21 protein-coding genes are annotated in these 22,435 nt (G+C 66.8%); 12 read left to right on the forward strand and 9 right to left on the reverse strand.

The annotated features are described in order from the left end of the window. Nucleotide 1: 1 nt before the first annotated feature. Nucleotides 2-1,120 (forward strand): hypothetical protein, encoded by a 1,119-nt coding sequence (locus ACWEQG_RS35270; RefSeq protein ID WP_452291516.1) that lies wholly within the window; start codon nt 2-4, stop codon nt 1,118-1,120. Between the two features lie 19 nt (nt 1,121-1,139). Here the strand turns inward: ACWEQG_RS35270 and ACWEQG_RS35275 are convergent, their stop codons facing one another. Then, the gene (locus tag ACWEQG_RS35275) at nt 1,140-2,093 is read right to left on the reverse strand and encodes a helix-turn-helix transcriptional regulator (RefSeq protein WP_452291518.1); all 954 of its coding nucleotides are present in this window, start codon (nt 2,091-2,093) and stop codon (nt 1,140-1,142) included. A 94-nt stretch (nt 2,094-2,187) separates the two neighbouring features. Here ACWEQG_RS35275 and ACWEQG_RS35280 point away from each other — a divergent pair, with 94 nt between their 5' ends. From ACWEQG_RS35280 to ACWEQG_RS35290, 3 genes are all read left to right on the forward strand, one after another. Next, nucleotides 2,188-2,745, forward strand: coding sequence for a DinB family protein (locus ACWEQG_RS35280; protein WP_452291520.1), 558 nt, complete (start codon nt 2,188-2,190; stop codon nt 2,743-2,745). Between the two features lie 620 nt (nt 2,746-3,365). Then, nucleotides 3,366-4,973, forward strand: a complete 1,608-nt coding sequence (locus ACWEQG_RS35285; protein WP_452291521.1) for an ABC-F family ATP-binding cassette domain-containing protein — start codon at nt 3,366-3,368, stop codon at nt 4,971-4,973. Between the two features lie 158 nt (nt 4,974-5,131). Beyond that, a complete protein-coding gene (locus ACWEQG_RS35290; protein ID WP_452291523.1) occupies nt 5,132-5,563 on the forward strand; it encodes a hypothetical protein in 432 nt (143 codons plus the stop codon). 60 nt (nt 5,564-5,623) lie between these two features. Here ACWEQG_RS35290 and ACWEQG_RS35295 read toward each other — a convergent pair whose 3' ends face one another. The 3 genes from ACWEQG_RS35295 to ACWEQG_RS35305 form a co-directional block, all read right to left on the reverse strand. Further along, on the reverse strand, nt 5,624-6,466 hold the full coding sequence (locus ACWEQG_RS35295) for a carbohydrate ABC transporter permease (protein ID WP_452291525.1): 843 nt from the start codon (nt 6,464-6,466) through the stop codon (nt 5,624-5,626). 10 nt (nt 6,467-6,476) lie between these two features. Further along, complete coding sequence (locus ACWEQG_RS35300; RefSeq protein WP_452291527.1) at nt 6,477-7,436, reverse strand: carbohydrate ABC transporter permease; 960 nt, start codon at nt 7,434-7,436, stop codon at nt 6,477-6,479. A gap of 72 nt (nt 7,437-7,508) precedes the next feature. Continuing rightward, entirely contained in the window at nt 7,509-8,786 is a 1,278-nt protein-coding gene (locus ACWEQG_RS35305; protein WP_452291528.1) for an ABC transporter substrate-binding protein, read from the reverse strand. Between the two features lie 514 nt (nt 8,787-9,300). Between ACWEQG_RS35305 and ACWEQG_RS35310 the strand changes: the two genes are divergently transcribed. Next, a complete protein-coding gene (locus tag ACWEQG_RS35310) occupies nt 9,301-10,233 on the forward strand; it encodes a helix-turn-helix domain-containing protein (protein WP_452291530.1) in 933 nt (310 codons plus the stop codon). 170 nt (nt 10,234-10,403) lie between these two features. Here ACWEQG_RS35310 and ACWEQG_RS35315 read toward each other — a convergent pair whose 3' ends face one another. Further along, nucleotides 10,404-10,709: a hypothetical protein gene (locus tag ACWEQG_RS35315; RefSeq protein WP_452291532.1), complete on the reverse strand. Its 306-nt coding sequence runs from the start codon at nt 10,707-10,709 to the stop codon at nt 10,404-10,406. Between the two features lie 799 nt (nt 10,710-11,508). Between ACWEQG_RS35315 and ACWEQG_RS35320 the strand changes: the two genes are divergently transcribed. After that, nucleotides 11,509-11,649 (forward strand): hypothetical protein, encoded by a 141-nt coding sequence (locus ACWEQG_RS35320; RefSeq protein ID WP_452291534.1) that lies wholly within the window; start codon nt 11,509-11,511, stop codon nt 11,647-11,649. Between the two features lie 22 nt (nt 11,650-11,671). Here the strand turns inward: ACWEQG_RS35320 and ACWEQG_RS35325 are convergent, their stop codons facing one another. Then, the gene (locus ACWEQG_RS35325) at nt 11,672-12,928 is read right to left on the reverse strand and encodes an MFS transporter (protein WP_452291535.1); all 1,257 of its coding nucleotides are present in this window, start codon (nt 12,926-12,928) and stop codon (nt 11,672-11,674) included. Nucleotides 12,929-13,012: 84 nt separating this feature from the next. On the opposite strand from ACWEQG_RS35325, the gene ACWEQG_RS35330 reads away from it, so the two are divergent. Further along, entirely contained in the window at nt 13,013-13,651 is a 639-nt protein-coding gene (locus tag ACWEQG_RS35330; protein WP_452291537.1) for a FadR/GntR family transcriptional regulator, read from the forward strand. 544 nt (nt 13,652-14,195) lie between these two features. On the opposite strand, the gene ACWEQG_RS35335 is transcribed toward ACWEQG_RS35330, so the two are convergent. Both ACWEQG_RS35335 and ACWEQG_RS35340 read right to left on the reverse strand, forming a co-directional pair. Further along, nucleotides 14,196-14,537: a transcriptional regulator gene (locus tag ACWEQG_RS35335; protein ID WP_452291539.1), complete on the reverse strand. Its 342-nt coding sequence runs from the start codon at nt 14,535-14,537 to the stop codon at nt 14,196-14,198. Next, nucleotides 14,534-14,956 (reverse strand): hypothetical protein, encoded by a 423-nt coding sequence (locus ACWEQG_RS35340; protein ID WP_452291540.1) that lies wholly within the window; start codon nt 14,954-14,956, stop codon nt 14,534-14,536. Before ACWEQG_RS35340 ends, ACWEQG_RS35335 begins: the two co-directional genes overlap by 4 nt. Nucleotides 14,957-16,379: 1,423 nt before the next feature. Here ACWEQG_RS35340 and ACWEQG_RS35345 point away from each other — a divergent pair. The 3 genes from ACWEQG_RS35345 (at nt 16,380) to ACWEQG_RS35355 (ending at nt 19,304) form a co-directional block, all read left to right on the forward strand. Beyond that, nucleotides 16,380-16,910: an RICIN domain-containing protein gene (locus tag ACWEQG_RS35345; RefSeq protein ID WP_452291542.1), complete on the forward strand. Its 531-nt coding sequence runs from the start codon at nt 16,380-16,382 to the stop codon at nt 16,908-16,910. 801 nt (nt 16,911-17,711) lie between these two features. Continuing rightward, nucleotides 17,712-18,686, forward strand: coding sequence for a phosphotransferase (locus tag ACWEQG_RS35350; protein WP_452291544.1), 975 nt, complete (start codon nt 17,712-17,714; stop codon nt 18,684-18,686). Between the two features lie 399 nt (nt 18,687-19,085). Further along, complete coding sequence (locus ACWEQG_RS35355) at nt 19,086-19,304, forward strand: helix-turn-helix transcriptional regulator (RefSeq protein ID WP_452291546.1); 219 nt, start codon at nt 19,086-19,088, stop codon at nt 19,302-19,304. A 586-nt stretch (nt 19,305-19,890) separates the two neighbouring features. Here the strand turns inward: ACWEQG_RS35355 and ACWEQG_RS35360 are convergent. Further along, on the reverse strand, nt 19,891-20,814 hold the full coding sequence (locus ACWEQG_RS35360; protein WP_452291548.1) for an NADP-dependent oxidoreductase: 924 nt from the start codon (nt 20,812-20,814) through the stop codon (nt 19,891-19,893). Nucleotides 20,815-21,081: 267 nt separating this feature from the next. On the opposite strand from ACWEQG_RS35360, the gene ACWEQG_RS35365 reads away from it, so the two are divergent. Both ACWEQG_RS35365 and ACWEQG_RS35370 read left to right on the forward strand, forming a co-directional pair. After that, entirely contained in the window at nt 21,082-21,402 is a 321-nt protein-coding gene (locus ACWEQG_RS35365; protein ID WP_452291550.1) for a type II toxin-antitoxin system Phd/YefM family antitoxin, read from the forward strand. Next, nucleotides 21,399-21,809, forward strand: coding sequence for a PIN domain-containing protein (locus tag ACWEQG_RS35370; protein WP_452291551.1), 411 nt, complete (start codon nt 21,399-21,401; stop codon nt 21,807-21,809). Before ACWEQG_RS35365 ends, ACWEQG_RS35370 begins: the two co-directional genes overlap by 4 nt. The last annotated feature ends 626 nt before the right edge of the window (nt 21,810-22,435 follow it).

Below are 22,435 nucleotides of genomic sequence, written 5' to 3' on the forward strand. Positions count from 1 at the left end.
CGTGACGACATTCTCCGAGTCTCTCGGCGCGTGGACGGCCGCGCAGATAACCGACCTCAATCCCGACTGGCAGACGGCGGGAGTGCTCGAGCTGGACTGGTCGGGCCCGGAGCCGTCCTCGGTGGCGGACCTCGGCGAGGTGTCGCCCCTGGTGCTGACGCATGCGAACGCGTTCAAGGGCCCATCTCACTGCAACTACGAGTGGGTCCTTCCGCGCAGCTACAAGGTCATCGGCACGTTGCCGCTGCTGTGCACCACACCCTCACAGAGCTACTCCATAGGATGGCGGCTCGGCGACCAGCTCGCTCGGCAGAGGCGCTGGGACAGAGGCGAGCGCGGCCCCTGGCCGGATCCGCGCGAGATGATCATCACAGGCGCCGACTTCGACCGGATGACGATCGATCCCGGCGAACCCCGGCGAGACGTCCGTCACCTGCGCGTCACACAGGTCGAGTCGCTCGACTGCGATGGGCTCGCCGAGCGCTTTCCCGAGCTGAGGACGCTCTGCCTGTCCGGCGACCTCGGCTTGCTCGTCCACGCGTCGGGTCTCAACCGGCTGGCGTCGCTTCGAGAGCTGTGGATCACCGATCTCTTCGGCATGAGCGCGTCCGATGTTCTGCTGCCCGAACGCGTTCCCACGCTGGAGTTCTTGTGCCTGCGCAGCATCCCGCACGAGTACGCCGTGGCGATGCGGTCGAGATGGCGCCCACAGGTCGCGTACGGCACCTACGTCGACATCACCGCTGCCCGCAAACCCGAATGGGTCGCGGAGAACCGCGGCAACCCGTTGCGCGACTGGGACGGTCGCGAGCAGATCAGCAGTACCTGCTTCAAGAAGGCCGTGGCGCAGTACAGGAAGACGCGGGCGGCACTGATCGCGGCGCTTTCCGACGGCTCTCAGGAGGACCGGCCGGCCCGGCTGTACGAGATCGGCCGCGAGTACGGCGAGGGCTTCAACCTGCTCGATCGCCGGGCGGGGTTCATCGAGACCGAGGAACGCGAGGAACTCTACGCCGCCCTCGACGTCATGGTGAGCGACGCCGAAGAGGCTCTCGGCGTACGGCTCGAATCGGCGGCGGACATGCTCGCGGCCGGCGTGGACGCCGTACGCGACTGGTAGGGCGACTCGCGGCGGGACCTCAGGCCCGTTGGAAGCGGGCCCCCCACTCACGGAGCTCGTCGCGCAGTTCGGGCGGGGCGAGGACGCGGAACTCCGCGCCGGCCATCCCCAGTGCCATGGCCGGCCAGTGCAGGGAGTGGGTGACCATCCGGACCCGGCAGCGTTCGGCGTCCACCTCCTCGACCGTGCACCAGGTGCCGATCCGCCCGCGCACCGTGACCGCCGGAGCCTCGACGAGCGCCTCCACCCGGTACGGACGGGGCAGGTTGTCCATGGCGGCGCGGACGAACTCGGCGGCGTCGCCGGCGGGCAGGTCCCGGGGGCGGAACCGGGTTCCGGTGCTCTCAGGCTCGGCCAGCCGGTCGACCCGGAAACTGCGCCAGTCGTGCCGGGTCAGGTCGTACGCGACCAGGTACCAGCGGCGGCCGAGCCGGACCAGCCGGTGCGGCTCGACGTGCCGGTCCGTACGCCGGCCGTCCGCGGGGGTGTAGGTGAAGCGCAGCCGTTCATGGTCCCGGCACGCGAGCGCGACCGTGGTGAGCGCGTCCGGGTCGACGCTCGTCGCGGCCTGGCCGTCCCACCCGGCGGGTACGGTCATCGTGCGCAGCGCCTCGACCCGGTGCCGCAACCGGGTGGGCATGACCTGCACCACCTTGGCCAGCACCCGCACCGAGGACTCGGCGATGCCCTCCACCGCCCCCTGGACGGCGGTCTGCAGCCCCACGGCCAGCGCGACCGCCTCCTCGTCGTCGATCACCAGTGGCGGCAGCGCGGCGCCCGCGGCGAGCTGGTAACCACCGTCGACACCGCGCTGCGCCTCGACCGGGTAGCCCAGCTCACGCAGCCGGTCGATGTCCCGGCGCAGGGTGCGTACGGAAACTCCGAGTCGTTCTGCCAGTTCGACGCCCTGCCAGTAGCGGTGGGTCTGAAGGAGGGAGAGCAGCCGCAGCGTCCGCGTGCTGGTGTTCGCCATGGTCGCGATTCTCCCGTCGATTCAGGTCAGGAAGTGACCGTTATGGCTCCTAGCGTGGTCCTCGACCGAGCGGACCAACGGAAGGCAGACGACTGTGACCGTCAACGAGCTGAGCACTCCCGGCCTCACCGGCGCGCCGGCCATCAGCGGTGAGCGCGCGGACATCCTGGCGGCACTGGCCCAGAGCCGGCACTTCTTGCGCCTCACCACCCGCGACCTGACCGACGAACAGGCCGGGCAGCGGACCACCGCCAGCGAGCTCTGCCTGGGCGGGCTGATCAAGCACGTCACCCTGGTCGAGCGGAGCTGGGCGGGCTTCATCTCGAACGGCCCCTCGGCGATGGGCGACGCCACGACCATGACCGAGGCCGACTGGGCCGTGTGGGCCGAGCAGTTCCGGATGCTGCCCGGCGAGACACTCGCCGATCTGCTGGCCGCCTACGCCGAGGTGGCCCGCCGTACGGACGAGCTGGTGGTCACCCTGCCCGATCTGGACGCGGCCCAGCCGCTGCCGAAGGCCCCCTGGTTCGAGGCCGGCGCACGATGGTCGGCCCGCCGGGTGCTGATGCAGATCGTCTCCGAGACCGCCCAGCACGCCGGCCACGCCGACATCATCCGCGAGTCCCTGGACGGCGCCAAGAGCATGGGCTGACGCGCGATCCGAGGACGGGCAGGCCCTGCTCCGAGGGCCTGCCCGAAAATATCCCCGCCATGGCGCGGCTCACCGGCGAGGAAAGCGGTGGCCAGAGAGCAGGAGTGCTGGATCCGACCTGACCGGCGGCCCTGTGGTCGTGCCCCGCCGGCCGCGCTCGGGCGAGACGCGAGGGCTGGTAAGGTGCCGGGCATGGGACTGATCGAAGTGGACAGGGCCTAGCCACCGAACTGCCGGTGGCTTCACTTGTGCGGGGCATCGTCCGCACCAGTGAATGATCCTTTCGCAACGCACGCGCGTGAGTCCGCCCGTTCCGGGCGTTGACACCGTCGCGTGATCTCGCCGGCACGTTCGCATCGCACCGGCCTCGGTCCCGGGTGCGCGAACGCGCGATTACGACCTGCCGGGTACGCGACCTCCTCCTGCCCGGCGTCCGGGTAGCGGCTCCCCTGCCGCAGGAGCGTGATTCGTGCCCGTTCCGGTCGAACCTCTCGCCCGCGTCGGCACACGGCCCCGTGGCCGGTTGTCCTGCCAGCTACGCCGGCTCCCGCGACCCGTTCACGAAGGCATCGCCATGCCACACCGCGCGGTCGGCGGAAGAGGAAAAGAGAAACACCGGAATGTCTACGAAATCCGCCATCACCCTCCGTGATCTGACCTTCGAGTGGCCCGACGGCACCGTCGCGCTCGCCGGGGTCAACGGCACCTTCGGCACCGGCCGGACCGGACTGATCGGCCGCAACGGCGCAGGCAAGTCCACCCTGCTCCGGCTCATCGCCGGCGACCTGCACCCGACCGCCGGGCAGATCGACGTCGTGGGCGAGGTCGGCTACCTGCCGCAGACGCTCACACTGCGGCAGGACACCACCGTCGCCGAGCTGCTCGGCATCCACGGGACCCTCGCCGCGATCAAGGCGATCGAGTCCGGCGACGCCGACCAACGCCACTTCGATGCGATCGGTGACGACTGGGACATCGAGTCCCGTGCCGACGAAGCCCTGCATCAGATCGGATTCTCCGCCGCGGACCTCGACCGCCGCGTCGCCGAGGTCTCCGGGGGCGAAGGCATGCTCATCGCGATCACCGGGCTGCGCGTCCGCCGCACTCCGATCACCCTGCTCGACGAGCCCACGAACAACCTCGACCGCGCCACGCGCGCCAAGCTTGCCGAGTTCGTCGACCAGTGGCCCGGAACGCTCGTCGTCGTGAGCCACGACCTCGAACTGCTGGAGCACATGGACAACACCACGGAGCTGTACAGCGGCACCCTGGCCACGTTCGGCGGCCCGTACAGCGCATGGAAGGAGCACCAGGAGCAGGAGCAGGCAGCCGCCGTACAGGCCGCTCGTTCCGCTCAGCAGGCGCTCAAGGTCGAGAAGCGGCAACGCGTCGAGGCGGAGACGAAGCTGGCGCGCCGCGAGCGGACGGGGAAGAAGACCCAGAAGGACGGCGGCATCCCGAAGATCCTCGCCGGCAACCGCGCCAGCAAGGCCCAGGCGTCCGCGGGATCACTCCGCTCGACACTCGACGACAAGGTCCAGGCCGCGCAGGCCGCGGTCGACGCCGCGGACGCACGCGTCCGCGACGAGGAGCACATCCATCTGGTGCTGCCCGACCCGGACGTCCCGCGCGGACGGCGGCTGGCGGAGCTGGAGGATGAGGGCCGGACCATCGTGATCCAGGGCCCGGAACGGGTGGCGCTCGTCGGCGCGAACGGTGCCGGGAAGTCCACTCTGATCGAGCAGCTCGTGCGCCGTGCCGGGCCGACGCCCGGGCGACCGCACGGCCGCCTGATGACCGAACTCATCGGTTTCCTTCCGCAACGCCTGGACGGGCTCGACGAAGACGCCAGCGCGATGGAGAACGTGCGGGCCGTCGCCCCGGCCGCGCCTGCGGGCACGATCCGCAACCAGCTCGCGCGGCTGTTGCTCCGAGGTGACAGCGTGGACCGCCCCGTCCGCACGCTCTCCGGCGGGGAGCGCTTCCGGGTCTCGCTCGCCCGGCTCCTCCTGGCGGAGCCGCCTGCCCAACTGCTGATCCTGGACGAGCCGACGAACAACCTCGACATCGCCAGCGTCGGGCAACTCGCCGAAGCCCTCGACGCGTACCGCGGCGCGCTGCTCATCGTCAGTCATGACTTCGCGTTCCTCGAGCGGATCGGCGTCGGCACCGTCATCGAACTCGACGGGCACGGACGGATGCACCAGCGCCGGGACCTGGGCGTCTGACCGCACTGGACCGCCCGCGACGACGAGCGGCGGCCTGGGAACTTTACTCGAACTCGTATGAGTTTTTGCCCGGTCTTGTCCAGATACGTTGATCGCGTCAGAATCAGTTCAGCCTTCAACTACTTGGTTGGAGGGTCACTGCACGGATGAGGAGAGGCATGAAGCGCACCATCTCCGTTCTCGCAGTCGCCGCCGGCGTCCTCGGCGCCACGCTCACCGGCATCGGTCCCGCGTCCGCGGCCGCCCCTGCGGTCGACTGCTCCACGGGCGAGTACACCCGGGTCCTGAACAGCTACGTCCCCACCAACGTCGAGCGGCTGGCGGTGGACGGTCACAGCTACAACATCGGCGGTCCGTTGACGTACACGTACGAGGTCTGCCTCGACATCCCGGACACCTCGACGTTCACCATCGAGGTACGGATCTGGAACAACGGGACACAGACGGTGTTCGTGGACGACCGGCCCGGAGACAAGATCATCCGCTACTCGCTCGGCCCCAACAGCTTCTGGCAGGTCTACGGCACGATGACGGGGCCCGGCAGCACCTACATCTACTACACCTGGAACGAGAAGCAGACCGTGGCCTGACTCGGAACAAGCCGGCCGCCTCGCTCGGCGAGGTGGCCGGCCCCTGCCGCTTGGGGCGCTTCAGCCCTTGAAGGCGCCGTCCATGATCCCGGCCACCATGCGCCGCCCGACGAAGACGAACAGGACGAGCAGCGGGAGGGTGGCGAGGAAGGAGCCGGACATGGCGAGCCCGAGGTCGATGTTGAAGCTGTTCTGCAGCGCCTTGATCGCAATCTGAACGGTGTACATCTCCGGCGACTTCAGCACCACGAACGGCCACAGGAAGTCGTTCCACGCGGTGACGAAGCCCAGCAGGCCGAGGACGAAGGCGGCGGGGCGTACCAGCGGAAAGGCGACGCGCCAGAAGATCTGCCAGGTCGACGCCCCGTCGATGCGGGCCGCCTGGAGGATCTCGTCGCTGATGGTGGACGCTATGTGCTGGCGCATCCAGAAGATCCCGAAGGCGTTGGCCAGGCCGGGGACGATCAGCGCCTGGAGCGTGTCCACCCAGCCCAGCGAAGAGATGATCATGTACTGGGGGACGATGGCGAGCTGGGTCGGCACGGTCATCGTCAGGACGACGATCAGGAACAGCGCGTTGCGGCCGCGGAAGCGCAGTTTGGCGAACGCGAAACCGGCCAGCGCGCACAGCACCGCCTGGCCCACGCCGATCGTCCCGGCCACGACCAGGCTGTTGATGATCGACCGGACGAACGGCACCGTCGAGAACACCAGGCCGGCGAGGTGGAAGAAGTTGCCGCCCGGCACGATCTCGGGCGGCAGCGTCGTCGCCGTCGCGGTGTCGGTGGTGGCGACGATGAACATCCAGTACAGGGGGAACATGCAGGCGATGGCGGCGAGCGCGAGCAGCGCGTAGGTCCACCATCGGACACGATCGCCGGAGCGTGGTCTCGTCATGCTCATGATCGCCCCCTCAGCCCTTGACCGGGCGGATCCGGGTGGACAGGAAGTAGTTGAGGCCGGCGAACCCGACGACCATCACGAACAGCGCCACGCCGATCGCCGCGGCGTAACCGAACTTGAACTGGATGAACCCCTGCTCGAACAGGAAGAGAGTGAGCGTCTGGCACTGACGGATCGGCCCACAGGTGTTGGCCGCGCCGCGGTTCAGGAGCAGGGCCTCGGTGAAGATCTGCAGCCCGCCGATCGTCGAGGTCACGATCGTGAACACGATGACCGGCCGCAACGCGGGGAGAGAGATGTGCAGGAACTGCCGCACATTTCCGGCCCCGTCGACGGCGGCCGCCTCGTAGATCGCCCGTGGAACGGCCTGCAGGGAAGCCAGGTAGAGGAGCGTCGTGTAGCCGAACCACCGCCAGGCCACCATGACCGCGATCATTACATGGCTGCCCATCACCGACTGGGTGAAGTCGATGTGCTCGAAGCCCATCAGACCGATCAGCCAGTTCAGCAACCCGTAGTCACGATCGAACATCTGGACGAACACGATGGTGGTAGCGGCCACCGAGGTGATGTACGGCACGAGCATCGTCATGCGGAAGAACACCGCGAGGCGCAGCCGCGCGTGGTTGAGCAGGTGCGCGAGCACCAGCGCGACCAGCAACTGCGGCACGGTGGACAGCAACCAGATGCTCACGGTGTTGCGCGCCGCGTTCCAGAACCGCACGTCCCCGAGCAGCCGGTCGAAGTTGTCCAGGCCGACGAACACGTGCTCGCCGATCGGGTTCCAGTCGAACAGCGCCACATAGAAGGTGAACAGCAGCGGGATGAGGCCGAACACCGCGAAGAGCACGAAGAACGGGGCGATGTACGCGTAGGGGGCAACGATCTCGGTGAGACCGCGGCGCGCCGCCTTCACCGGCGGGGCGGGGGGCAGGCCCGCCTTGGTGGTGGGGCTGATGCTCGTCGTCACGGTCTGCTCACTTCCCCGCCGCCCGCGCGTGCCGTGGGGACGGCCCGCGCCGGGCGGCGCTCGCGAAGGTTCCTAGCCGCCGATCGCGGTCTTGATGTTGGTCACCGCCGCGTCCCACGCCTTCGCGGGATCACCCTTGCCCTGCTCGACGTTGGTGATGGCGTTCGTGAACTCAATACCGATCGTGGTGCTGTCCGGGCCGATGAGGAACGGCTTGAGGCCGAGCAGCGAGTCGGTGTAGATCGTGCCGACCGGTGCGCCGGAGAAGAACTCGTCCTTGGCGGAGGTGAGCTTCGGGTCCTTGTAGACCGACGGAGTCGCGGGCAGCGACCTGGCCTTGGAGAAGTGGTCGAGCTGGCCCTGCGGCGACTGTGTGGCGGCGATGTACTCCCAGGCGGCCTTGGGGTTCTTGGCGCCCTTGGGGATGGCGAGGAAACTGCCGCCCCAGTTGCCCGAGCCGCCGGGGATCGTGGCGATGTCCCACTTGCCCTTGGTGTCGGGGGCGTTGTCGCGGATGGAGCCGAGCATCCAGACCGGTGCGGCGATGACGGCGAAGTCCCCCCTCTTCATCGCGGCGCTCCAGCCCTCGGTGAAGGTGCTCTGCTTGGCGGTGATCCCGGCGGCCACGGCCTTGAGCGCCAGGTCGAAGGCGGCCTTGACCTGGGGGCTCCGTTCGTACACCAGGTTGCCCGCGGGGTCGTAGTACTTCTCCTGCCCCTGGTTGACCACCTGCGAGTAGACGCTCCCGCCGGCGTTGTCGACGAACGCCTTGCCGGTGGCCGCCGTGTACTTCTTGCCGGTCTCGATGAAGGCGTCCCAGGTGGGCCAGAGCTTGCTGACCTCCTCGCGGTCCGTCGGCAGCCCGGCCTTCTTGAACAGGTCGGCGCGATAGGCGATGGCCATGCCGCCGACGTCGGTCGGAATGCCGATGATCGAGCCGTCCTTGGCCGTGGGCTGGCTGATCACCCAGTCGAGGTAGTCACCCTTGATCTTGTCGGCACCCATCGTGCGCAGGTCGACGAAATTCTGCGGCTGCTGGACGAACTTGGGCAGGTCGTCGCCCTGGATCAGCACCAGGTCGGGCACCTTGCCGCCGGCGAGCGCGGTGGTGAGCGCCTGCGCCGTCTCCTGTGCGTTCCCCACCTCGGTCAGTTTGATCTGCACGTCCGGCTTTATCTTCTTGTACTCCTCGGCGGACCCCTTCGCGTCGATCCCGGTGAACGACCAGAACTCGAACGACTTGCCGTCGGACCCGCCGGAGGGAGTCCCGGACGACGAGCCTGAGCACGCTGCCATGCTGAGGGCCGCGGTAGCGGCGAGCACGACCGCTGACACGTTGCGGAACTTCACGGCCACCTCTTTTCGCTTGCTGTGGTCAGGGGAGCGATGCGCGGCCCGGCGCCGAGAGAACACCCTGCGCTCGCCGGACACCTCCCACGTGTGCAGGACGGCCACGGCGCCGTGCTACCTCAGGCTCCGGATCGCGAGCGCCGGACAGGTTCGGCGCCGCCGCGCCGACCTGGTGTTTCACTGCAGAGCCCTCTGACATCACTCTTGAGCCTGAAACTTTCGGGATGTCATGCCGATCATTGCTCCAGGACATTAGGCCGCCGCCGACCTGAGCGTCAATATTCTTGGAGCCATCTGTCTGAAACAATCGGCGCGCCGGTTTTAAGTTTCGGAAGCCTGACGCCTCTCCACCGAGACGACGGAAGCGGCCTGCCTGCGAGATCACCGGAGCCGAAGGAGAGATCCGGCACCCACATGGATCGGGGACCGCGCCCGGCGAGGACGGGTGGTGGTCCACACTCACGACGACCTGCGGCTTGAGTCTCGAGTGGCTCGAAGGTGCAGGCTCGTTCTCGTGAGTGATGGAAGAGAGCTTTACACGGTAGGCCAGATCGCTCGGCGCACCGGTCTTTCGGTCCACACAATCCGCTTCTGGTCCGACAGCGGCCTCGTGGTGCCCGCTGACCGCTCTACCGGCGGGTACCGCCTGTACGACGCCGCTGGCGTGGCCCGGATCGATCTGGTCCGCACCCTGCGCGAACTCGGCATCGGACTGGACGCGGTCCAGAAGATCCTGGCGCGACAAACCACGGTGGCCGAGGTGGCCGACATACACGCCCGAGCGCTGGACGCGGAAATCAAGGCTCTCAAGCTTCGCCGCGCCGTACTCCGCACGATCGCCAGGCGCGGCGGCACAACCGAGGAGGCGATGATGACGCACAAACTTGCCGGGCTGTCCGCCACACAGCGGCAGCACCTCATAGACGAGTTCGTCGAGAACACGTTCTCGGGGATCCCGCTGGATGACGATGCCACGGTGGTCGCACAGTGGATGCGGGAGCTGCCCGATGAGTCGCCGGATGATCCGACGCCGCGCCAGGTCGACGCCTGGATCGAACTGACCGACTTGGTCAACAGCGAAGACTTCCGGCAGCGGCTCCGGCAGATCGCACTGAGCGATGACTCATCGGGCGCAGCGCGCTACGGCTATGAGCTCCGGGCACCGACTCTGGAGCACGCCGGCCGGGCGATAGCCGAATCGATCGCACCGAACTCGGCCGAAGGCCGCGCAGTTCTGAACCGCATCATCAAGCCCGATATGCCGAGCAACGAACGCACCGAACTGCAACGGTGGCTTGAGATTGTCGCCGACCCCCAAGTCGAGCGCTATTGGCAACTGATAGCCGTGCTCAACGGGCGCGAGCCCTCTTCACCGGCTGTGCCCGCCTTCACCTGGCTGATCGCCGCTCTTCGCGTCCACAGCCGAGCCGCCCGCCTCCCGTTGTAACCTGCAAGCGCCGTGGCATGCTGCGATGCGCAAAGCGTGCATGCCGCCCCTGAACTCCGTCGCGTAGATGCCGTGGCCATGTACTACCTGCCGTGGAACGGCCTCCGCCTGGAGCAGCCGGGCTACCCTGCCCCGGCAACCCCGGCGGAGGCCGTTGTAGTGAAACTTGATCAGTCGACACACATCGCGCTGTGGGTGGACTGGAAGACCCACGTGCCGCCACCCGGAGAGGAATAGACCCCTTGGTTGTAGTAGGTCCCAGGGGTGCAGTCGTGGCCGACCGCGAGGACGGCCTGCCGGGCCCGCTGTTCGGCCGCCGCTATCCCGGCCGCGTAGGTGTTGCCCGCCCCCAGAACAGTGGCGCTGCGGGGAGTGTCATAGCCGTCGGCGTGCGCGGCCACGGACGTGGTCGCCAGACCGACCGCCACCACCGCTGAGACGAGGCCCAGCCGGTGTAGCCAAGTGACTTTTCGCATGCTTCTCCTTACGAGGGACGGGCATTTGATCGATCGATACAGATTTAGCGCAGATCGAAATAGCGGCGGTATTGACCGATTGGTCACAGAAATCTGGCGACCGCTGCCCTCATGGTGGAGCACATGGTTAAGAGCACTTCCAGGAATTACCCATTGAGTTGATCTTCGATTGCTGGTAAGGGCCGGTTTCCGCGCCCGTCCACACCCGATGGCGTAGTTCCACTGCGTGCGTGAAAGGTATGCGAGACAGGGGAACAGCGGTCGGCTCCTCGTCGATAACCGTGACCAGATCGAGGTAGACGCCGCCGTCGAGCCACGCCGACGGTCAGCCCGGTTTCCAGTGGTCGTGGGCGCGAGCAGTTCGAGGATGGCACGGTTGGCGACCAGCGTTCGCCTCCCCGTTTGATTCGTCCCCCCTGCCGGAGGTGAACAACACCTTCGGCCACGTACACGCCTCCAGACAGTACGAGCTGTTTCCAGGCCACCGCAGCCGACTTCAGATAATCGGTCTTCAGGAAATATCGGCCCATGAAGGCAGCCCCAATGCCTCGACCTGCAGATCAAACTTTCCGGGGCTTCCAGAACCACCGAATTACGCGGCACGCGGCTATTAGGGTCGCGCTGTATCGCTCGCTGGCGGATGCTAGTTGCTCGGTGAGCCAGGGCTGAGAAACGGAGTTCTGCATCGTCGATCGCCCCCGCCGCCTACGGTGATTGGCCACGATGAGGCGACCGTGGGAGCGGTTGGGGTGCGGCGGCCCGGAGTCCCGCCGACGCCGGGACCGGCGCACCCGAGCCGATGGTGATTGGCGACGACCGGCTGGAACAGGTCGCCGCACCCACCGCGCACGGCTCGACACCCTGCGCGGCGGCACACCCCGAACGCGCCGGCACCCGCCGCGAGTACGTCGAAACCCTCGGCGCCTACCGCAACCGCTAAGGCGGCTTCCAGGTCGCCTCTCTTATCGTCGCGGCTGCTGGTCAGCGTCGCGCTTGGCCGGCTGTGGCGCAGAGTCCTCCACGAAGCGAGGACGGCAAGCGAACCAGCCGGCGATCATCCCTGGGATGGCGCTCGCAGCGAGCACCAGAAGCGGGACCGACCATGATCCGGTCGCCTCGCGCAGAAGGCCCAGACCGATCGGGCCCAAGCACGCCAGCCCATAGCCGATGCCCTGAACGAAGCCCGACACCGCAGAGGCTGTCTGCGGGCTCTTGGTTCGACGGTTGATGAGGGTCATGCAGAGCGGGAATGTGCTCACCCCGATTCCCAGCGCGCACACCCATATCAGCGTGCCGTCGAGCGGGGACAGGAGCAGGCCCAGGTATCCCGCTACCAGGAAGATCGCGCATCCGACGACCACGATGAACGGGTTCACCATGCGCGTGGCCAGGTGTGGAACCACCAAGGCCGCGAGCATGCCCCATGCCGAGTAGAACGCGACCATGGAGCCGCCCAGGGCCGCGCTGCCTCCTGCGTCGGTGAGCACTGCCGGGACCCACGTGATGATCCCGTAGTTGGACAGCGACATCATCGCGAAGAGGATCACCAGGCCCCAGACGGTTGGTGATCGGCTGATCCTCGGTCTCGCATCGGCCGCCGTCACGGCCGCGGGCGCGTGGTGCTCGGCGGGCAGCTTGACTGCCAGGACGAACCAGACCACAGCAGCCACAGCGGCTGGTCCCGCCCAGATACCTACCGAGAGCCGCCACGTCGCCGCTTCTGCCACCGGGACCGCGAGGAGCGGGGCGCTGAACTGGCCCGTCTGCAGGAGGATCAGGTAAAGCGAAGTCCACAGGGCCAGCCGATCGGGGAACCAGGCCTTCACCAACGGAACGACCACGACGTTCGCGGCTCCGATTCCGGCCAGTGCCAGGACGGTCGAAAGCACCAGCAACGCGGGTGTTGGAGAGAAGGCGCGCATCAGGAGCGACAGAGCCGTCAGGCCCAGCGCCACAGTGGCGGTGCGCTCGAGTCCGAACTTCTTCGTCACTGCCGGGGCGAGAAACCCGAAGATGCCGAAGGACGCCGCCGGCACAGTGCCGAGCAGGCCGGACAGCGTCACCCCGAAGCCGAGATCGGATCCGATGATCTCCAGGAGCGGAGTGAACCCGGTTACGGCCGTTCGCAGGTTGACCGCTGTCAGGGCGATGGCGAGCCCGGCCCACAAGGTCAGACGCCCACGATGCACCGGAACGACCGGTGCGGAGAGCGATGTCACGTTATACTCCGGTGTAAGGTCAGCAGATGATGGGATTATGGGATGAGTTACGGAGATTCTGGCACGCCACAGTCGATGCGTCGAGTGGGGCTCATCGAGCAGGCTGCCGAGCGCTTCCGCGAGGAGGTGGTCTCCGGACGCTGGCCGGTCGGTGAGCGAATACCGACCGAGGCCGCCCTGGTGTCGGAGTTCGGGATCGGCCGGAACACGGTGCGCGAGGCGCTGCAGTCGCTGGTGCACGCAGGTCTGCTGCGCCGTGAGCAGGGCCGCGGCACCTTCGTCATCTCCAGCTCCGAGCTGACAGGCACTCTTGAACGTCAGCTCGCCGGTGGCACCCGTCGCCACTACCTGGAGCTCCGCCTTGCCCTTGACAGCGCTGCAGCATCACTGGCCGCGTTGAACCGCTCAGATGCCGACGTCGAGCTGCTGCGCGAGCTGCGCGACCGTCGAGAAGCGAGCTGGTCGAGCGATGATCTCGACCTGCGAGCGAGCGCGGACCTCGCCCTGCATCACGCGATCGTGGCAGCGACGCACAACCCTCTCTACGTCAAGCTGTACTCCAGCATGCTCGACGTCTTCGCTGCCCACATGCGCGACGAGAAGATCGAGGACGAGGACGCGGCACACCGCTGCCACCGCGAGCTGGTCGAGGCGATCGCGGACGGGGACGCCGACCGTGCTGCCACGAAGGTGGTTTCCATCTTCAAACCCTTCATGCGCTGAACCACGCAATCGCCGCTCTCGAAGCGTTCATCGCGGCCGGGCTCGTCGAGCCGGTCAAAGCACCGAAGAAATGGGCGGCCTGGCGGCGGACAATGACGGTCACCGGCGTCTCGGCAGTATCCGCACGCCTCCCTCCGGCCGCTATCAGATTCGCCCTCCCGGCCCTCGCCGATCTCAAGGCGCGGAAAGCGACCCGGCCGCGCCCATCCACCAGCACGCCACGCGTGACGCCGACCGGAAGATCGCCGACTCCCTGCCGACAAGGGTCAATGGCACGAACGCCGTTTTCCTCGATCGGAGAAGCGGCGTTTTGGCTGGTGGAGCCTAGGGCTGCTGTACCGATGCCGGCTCACACCGCGCTCATGGTGAATCCGCCCGGCGGGCGGGAGCTGCCGGCGCGGGTGTTCGCCGGGTACGGCGGGGCTTGTCACTCCTGGCAGTCGGTCGAGCAGCGGCACCCGGTCTCCCATATGGAGCGCTGGTCTCAGCGCCGCACGGGGCCAGCACCTGCGCCGCGCCGCAGGACGATCCGGTTGGTCCGACGTCAGCTGGTGAGATCGGCGATGGCTCGCAGCGCCGCGATGTGCCTCGCGTACGCCGCCTTCCCCTCGTCCGAAAGTGACAGCCACGTACGCGATCGCCGGCCGACGCGCCCCTTTTCGACGTGGACGTAACCCGCCTTCTCCAGCAGCGCCACCTGTTTGGAGAGCATCGCGTCGCTGATCTCCACACTGTCTCGCACTGCGGCGAACTCGGCGTTCGCGAGGCCGGCGAGCGCGGCGACGATCGAGAACCGGACCGCGTGGGTCAGCAGATCGTCCAGATCATGGCGCGGGTGGCTGAGGCTCCCTGCCTGCCCGCGATCGCTGTCTTGCCCGTGGCTCATGCGTACCGCTCCCGGTACGCTCCGATGAGCATGGGCAGTGGGACGATCACACTGGCGGGCAGCCAGTACGCAAGGTCTCCGCTTGACTGGCCGGCGCCTACAGCCAGCGCCACGCCGTAGAGTGCGAAGCTGCCGCCCCAGTAGGGGCTGATGCGCCGACGCGTTCCGGCAAGGTGGACCAGGCGGCCCCGCTCCCACACCGTCATAACCACGACCATCGCCCCCCACGCGGCGAAGACGGCGGCTTTCAACAGCTTCGACTCGATCAGTCCGACGCCTGCCGTGACCAAGCCGATGCTGACACCGAATACGACAAGTTTGGTGCTGGCCCAGCGCGCCCGTGCGCGCAGCCGTTGAGACGCGTTGGCGGCGGAGAGTAGCGCGTCACGAGCCGCCTCAGGTGTGATGCCGTCATCCATGCCTACCAATCTGGCATGTACTTACCGAAATGGCAAGTACATGCCGCTCTGGTTACTCGCCTGGTCACCACGCCCACGGTCTACCTCCGGGGGCTCGTCCTGATCTCTGGTCTGCCGTCGACCCATCGCGAAGCGACGGCGGGCCGGGGACGGAGGGCAAGCCCTGCCCCGCGTGTAGGTGCCTCCCGGCGACCTTCCTCGCACGCTGGTTGTCCTATATGCACGGCTGGGCATGACCTCAAGGAGCCGAGCTGCCGGGCTTGCCCAGGTCGATGGCTATGGCGACAGCTCGTGGCCCCGCTCTCGGAGTCGGAGGCCCCGGGGTTGGGGCAGCGCCCAAGGTCTTCTCGGTTCTCGTCTCTTCGCATCCCTGCTCGGGTGCGGCCGGCGTCGGCGCGGCCGGGACCGGCCCGGAGAGGCGCAGCCTATGTCCTGGTCCTCGTGCTCGGGCTCCGCCGGGAAGATGCGGATCTGGACCGGGCGGAGATGACGATCGGCTGGCAGATCCAGCGGGTCGACGGCAAGCTCCTGCACCGCGAAACAAAGACGCAGGCCTCCGATGCCACTCCTTACCCTTCCTGGACATCGTCACCGCGGCTCTGCGGGTGCGTCTCGCCGACCATCGTGCGGCCCGCGCTGAGGCTGGGAAAGGCTGACACGAGACGGAGGATCACAAAGGCCATCAGCTCCCGCTTACACCAAAGAATTTCAAGGGCCTGGATCATCTGCTCACAGTGGTGCCGGTCGCTCGACCACGGTGGGACGGCGCTTGAGAGGTACTTCCACCCGCAGGAGTCAATCAAAGCTCAGGCAGGGGACATAGCTCCTGGCCTGGGCTTATCAATGGGTGCAATCTAGGGATTCGCTCGCGGCCGCGCGACCAGCAGGCGAGGTGGCGGCGCCACTTCCCGTTCTGCTGGGGGCACGAAAATCGAGGTTCACTTCGAAGAGCCTGTAAAGAGCGGCATAAATCCTTTCCGAAGTCTCCCGGCCCTTTCCCACCCTTATGACGCATGCATCCGCACCGACGGGTCGGCGAATCAGCTCGTCACATGGGAGAACGTGTCAGCGGTCAGCGAAGCTGATCGCGAAGCGACGCCGTAGGAGCCCTTGACTTGGCGGGCACGTCCGGGACATTTGGCTGGCGAGAAGGACGAAGGCCATCGAATCGATGCGGAGATCTTTTCTTGCTCAGGCATGGCCCTGGCCTGCTCATCTCGCTGTTTCTGATCGATTGGCGATGAGATCATTTCGAGTGCTTTCCGGATCTTGCCGGAGCTGTGAACCTTCTCTGTCGGCGCCGCCGCCTCCGACGGCCCTCGGTTCCGCAGCACGACAGGACGCACGCGGCCGGTAATTGATCAGTGACGGTGAGTGATGACATGGTGCTTGCGTCTCGATCAACTCTCTCGGGAGGCAAACCATGCTTGCTCACCGTCTGCTCGCCGTCGCCGTCATCTCCGCCGCGGTGGGTGCGATCACCACCGTGCCCGTCATGGCCTCGGTTCACCAGCAGACCGGCCGCCCGGCCCGGGTCGGCCCGCCGGCGTGCGTCGACGTCAGCAACAACCGCGGCAACGGTACCCAGATGTACCTGTGGGAGTGCCAGGACAACAACCCCAACCAGAAGTTCGTCTTCCAGGACGGCCTCATCAAGGTGGAAGACACCATCGGTAAGGCCCAGGAGATGTGTCTGGACGCCTCCAACGGCCGCGCCAACGGTACCCGCGTGTACCAGTGGCAGTGCGTCGGAAACGCTAACCAGCTCTGGGTTCTCCAGAGGGGCCAGATCATCCTCAAGTCCACCCTCAACACAGGCAGCCGCATCTGTCTGGACGTCACCAACAGCCGCGCCAACCTCTCACCGGTCTACCTGTGGCAGTGCGTGCCCAACAACAACCAGAATTTCGTGATCGAGGACGGCCAGATCGTGGTCAAGGACACCCTCTCTTAATCTCTGGTCACACCCGGCACCTTCGCGACACACCGCAGGGCATCAGCGGGCAGAAAGGACAGCAACCCGGTTCTCCGCTGAGCGGGGTTGAGGAATGAAGTCCCGGACCGTCGATCGCCCCCACTCGTGTGACGGCCGGCCATAGCAGGGCGATCGTCGTGCCGCATCAGTACGGCGGCGGTGCGTCTGTAGTCGGCGGGTGCGGCTTGGTACGGCGAGCGGTGTACGGCGGCGGCCCGAGCCGCTGCCGGCCGGGACCGGCCCCCAGGCCGCACGCCCGGACGGCGGGCACTGAACGGCCGCGGAAGAGCGCGAAGGCCGATCAACGATCAAAGCCCAGGCGGGGAAAGGGTCCCTGGCCTAGGCTTTTGAGTGGGTTGAGCCTAGGGGATTCGAACCCCTGACTTCCTGCTCGCCAATCGGCCCGATCTCCAGGGACAACGGCCCCGACCTGGGCGAGGAGCCGCCCCCGAGTGACCGCGAGCACCCCCTGTTGACCGCCCTCAATGGCACGCTAACGGCCCGGCGATCACGCCGCGACCTAAGCGGCCGGCCATTCGCGTCCCGTCCTCTGGTTGTGACTCGGCGGGAATGCTTGGGACATACGGGCAACGTGGAGGACGCGGCACCGAATTAGAGACGAGGCTCCTTCCCGAGGCAGAAGCAACGAGGAGAGAGCAACCCGCTTTGCGTCATGAGGCTTCAGTTACCCTCTCTGCAGTAATCTGCGGCCCTGCTACGAGTGAAACAGAATGCGGGAGCATGAGGGATAGACCGGCAGGTCTGACGGAGGCCGAACTGATGGCGGCACTGACCGAGGGCTGGGGCATCCAGCCCCACTCGGTCGAGTACCTCCCGGTGGGCGCAGGCAGCTACCACTGGTCGGTAATTGATCAGCGTGAGACGGCGTGGTTCGTCAAGGTGGATGACCTCGGCGTCGAGGACGCTGGACGTGATGATGCGTTCGACCGGCTCGGTCGATCGTTTGGTACCGCCCTGGCACTGCGCCAGGACGCGGGGCTCGACTTCGTCCTCGCGCCGATCCCGACCAGGACCGGCGCCGCGATCTGGCGGCTGACCTCGCGGTACGCCCTGTCGGTGTTTCCTATGATGTCGGGTGCCGCTGGGCACTTCGGCGCGCACCGGCCCGAGGATCGCGTCGAGGTAATCGACCTGCTGGCCGAGCTGCACGAGGCAACCCCGACTGTGGCGCACATCGCATCACGGGCTGACCTGGTGTTGCCCGGCCGGGACAAGCTGGAAGAGGCGCTGCAGGATCTCGATCGGGAGTGGACCGGCGGGCCTTATGCCGAGCCAGCCCGCAAACTGCTGTCCGTCCATGCCGGGCACGTCCAACGATTACTCGCCGACTTCGATCGGCGGGTCGACCAGGTCCGGAACACCGCGGCGGTGTGGGTGGTCACGCACGGCGAACCGCACCCCGGAAACGTCATGCGTACCTCGGCTGGACTGCGGCTCGTCGACTGGGGCACCGTGCAGATCGCTCCGCCGGAGCGGGACCTGTGGATGCTCACCTCCGGCCTTGCCCAGATGCTCGGCGAGGACCCAATTGGCGGCGATGGGGTACTCGTCCGTTACACCCAGGCCACCGGCCGGGCCGTCTCACCGGCCGGCCTCGCTCTCTATCCGCTTTGGTGGCGGCTCGCCGACATCGCCATCTTCATCGACGAGCTGCGCCGGCCACATGGCACCGGCGAGGACATCGCCGCATCGTTGACCTATCTCACCGGCTATCTCGAATCCAGCCGAGACTGACCTGCGGTCTGGATGGCGGCGCGCCGCGCCGCCACATTGACAGCCTCGCACGAGGACAACGAGGAAAGGGCCCCTGGCCTGGGCTTTTGAGCGGGTGGAGCCTGGGGGATTCGAACCCCTGACTTCCTGCTTGCAAATCGGCCTGATCACCAGGGACAACGGCCCCGACCTGGCCGAGAGGCGTTCCGCGAGTGACCGTTTGTACCCCCTGTTGACCGCCCTTAATGGCACGGCGAACATCTCCCCCAGTTACCGGCGCCGTACTTCGCACGGCTGCTACAGCGAAGATCGATACGTACATAACCGCAGGTTACGGAACGATTGATCCTCCTCGGTGGCGTGGCGATCTGGCTGCTGATCGCGGACCTGCGTACCCGCCTGCATCGGTGAGGGCGCAATATGAAGAACCGACTACGCGAACTGCGTGCAGCTCGCCGATGGAGCCAAGCCGACCTGGCCGACCGGTGCCACGTCTCCCGGCAGGCCATCAACGCCATCGAAACCGAGCGGTACGACCCCAGCCTGCCTCTGGCGTTCACCATCGCCGACGTCTTCGGCCTGACCATCGAGGAGATCTTTCAACCTGACCAGGCGGAAGATGCGAGCAACCCGGCCTGACATCAAGGAGGATGGTCGGCACGATTGCGGGGGCGCGACGTTGGCGGAACCGCAATCCTGCACTCGCCCCGGCCGTGTACGGACGCACCGCAGCCGCCTCCGCCAAGTCCGCCATTGCACAGCCAGCCCCGGCGTTTCGGCAATATCCGCAAGTTTCCCTCCGGCCGGGCTCCAAGACCGACGCCGACCGTGCGCTCACGCTGATCGAAGCACAGATGATCTCTGGAGAGTGGCCGGACTCCGGTCCCGGCAAAGTCCTGCTCGGCGACTATGCCCGGATTGGATCAAAGAGCGGCCGGGCCTGCGGCCCAAGACGGTCGAGCTCTACACCTGACTCCTTGAACGGCACATCGTTCCTGGTCTCGGCGAGGTGTCGGTCGGCAAACTCACCACGGCACTTGTCCGCTCCTGGCGAGCCGCCCTCCTAGACAGAGGCGTCTCGGTGTCCACGGCCGTAAGGCGTATCGGCTGCCGCGGGCATCAGCGCGGCACGGTCGCTGTCATGGCCCCGATTGATGATGCGGTGACCACGAGTTCTCGTCAGTCCGCAGTGGACGGTCGACAGCGTCAGACGGCCGGGCACTTCTCATGCCACCTTGATGACAACCTTGCCCGAGGCGTGACCGTTCTCGACGGTGGCGAGGGCGGCGGGGGCGTCGGAGAGCGGATGGACCACGGTGATTACGGGTGCGAGGAGTCCGTCGAGGGCCAGCCGGGCCGACCGCTCCAGGTTCTCGCGGTCGACGCGACGCTCAACGAAACGCCCACCGAGATCGGACACAGACATATCACCCACAGCGATGACGTTGCGGGGATCCTGGGCCAGCGGAGCGACCGTCCGCAGCGAGGTGCCTCCGGCCAGGTCGACGATCCCGTCGAAGCCGTCCGGAACCAGCTCGCGTGCTGCGGCGGCGACGTCCTCGGCGGTGTAGTCGATGAACCGCACCCCGATGGCCTCGGCGTGCTCGCGTTTGGCGGTACTCCCGGTGCCGGTCACACGCAGCTCGCGTCCGATAGCCAGCCGGGCGACGGCGAGGCCTACCCCGCCCCCGACTCCGTTGACCAGGACCGTGGCACCGGCCGGGAGGTTGAGCTGGTCGAGCACGTCCACCGCGGTCGTCCCGGCTACTGGCAGCGTCGCCGCCACGGTCGCTGACAGACCCTCCGGGATGCGCGCGGTGTTCGGCGCGGACAGCACCGTGGTCTCGGCGTAGGTGCCGCCGCCGGTGAGTGCGAAACCGAAGACCGCGTCACCCACGTCGAGCCCGTTGACGTCTTCGCCCCGGGCGAGAACGGTTCCGGCTGCCTCCATGCCCAGCACGCGGGGAAACGGACGCCCGCCGTCGAGCCCGTCGACCAGACCCGAGCGCAGAAGGTGGTCGAGGGGATTGACGCCGGCGACGTCGACCTGGATCAGCACCTCGCCACGACCGGGGACAGGGTCGGGACGATCGAAGAACTCCTGCACCTCGGGCCCGCCATACCTGCCGAAACCCCACGCCTGCCCCATCTTCCGCCGCCTCTCGTTTGAACCGACCCGGTGCTTCCGGGCGTTGTCGCCATCCTTACCCCTGACATTGATGTGAGGGGCAACCGACTGAGGTGCAGATCACAGCATCAGGCCGACTGCGCCACCGGTTCCGGGGCCGTGGACAGCTCCGCCCGGTGTCGGCTGTTGGCCCTGATCAGCACGTCGAGTGCATCCCGGGTCTCGAGATAGGCACCTCGTTGTGCCACTCCGTGCCACCAGATGGCACGCTCTCGTTACACTCATAAGGTGAGCATCTCTGAGCCTGAGCGTTCCCATCAGATCTCGCAGCGCGATCTCCGCAACCGGTCTGCAGAGATCATGGATGGCCTGGAACGCGGGGAACGGTACGCCGTGACTCGTAATGGCCATCACATCGGCGACCTCGTGCCAATCCGGCGCCGACGCCGGGCCGTCTCACGAGCGGAGTTCGCCGCGATGTCCCGAGGTATGCCGCGTCTCGACGACCGGAAGTACCGCGAGGACATGGACCGACACGTCAACGACGACCTCTACGACCCCTACGATCGCGCGTACGGCAGAGGCGAGTTCAGCGAGGGCGGACAATGACCCTCACGCAAGGGCTGCTCGACACCAACATCCTCATCCTGCGCGCTGGGATCGACCCGGACGAGCTGCCCGACGAAATGACGATCAGCGCCATCACAACGGCGGAGTTGTCGGTCGGCGTACTCGTGGCGTCCGGGCCACAGGAACTCGCTCAGCGGATGAAGATCCTGCAGGCCGCCGAGGCTGAGTTCGACCCTCTTCCCTTCGACGAAACCGCTGCCCGCGAGTACGGCCAACTCTGGACCGCCGTCATCGCCTCAGGCCGCAACCCGCGTCCCCGCACAGCAGACTTGATGATCGCGTGCGTGGCGATCGCCAACCAACTGCCGCTCTACACCTGCAACCCAAAGGACTTCAAGGGCCTGGATCATCTGCTCGCAGTGGTTCCGGTCACTCGACCACGGTAGGACGGCGCTTGAAACGTGCTTTCGCCTGCCGGAATCAAATCAAAGCCCAGGCGGGGAAAACGGTCCCTGGCCTGGGCTTTTGAGTGGGTGGAGCCTAGGGGATTCGAACCCCTGACTTCCTGCTTGCAAATCGGTCTGATCACCAGGGGATACGGCTACCACCTGGGCGAACGGCAGTCCGCGAGTGACCGTGAGTACCCCCTGTTGACCGCCCTTGATGGCACGCTAATGGCACGACGATCACGCCAGCGAGCTGCCCAGACAGGGGCCGGCGCGGCCCGTCTCCTGGTCTGCCCCCGTCCTCCTCGTAGCTGCCGATCCCTAGGACGGGACCGCCGTGTCAAGGGTCAGCGAAGCTGATCGCGAAGCGACGCCGAAGGCGCCCTTGACCGAACGGGCACGGCTGGGACACTCAAGCAGCAAGGAGGACGAAGGGCCATCGGATTATGAGTGGATGATTCTTTGTGGTGCCAGGATGACCGGTGACCTACTGCTGATCGGATCTGCGGATAAAAGGTCGATCCTGAGATGTTCCGTACGGTTCAATGCAGGCCAAGAGGCGTTCACCTCTCATATCAAACAGGGCCGAACTGCAACCGGCGTTGACCTGTTGTTACCGATATAAC

This window comes from Microbispora sp. NPDC004025 (assembly GCF_053604425.1).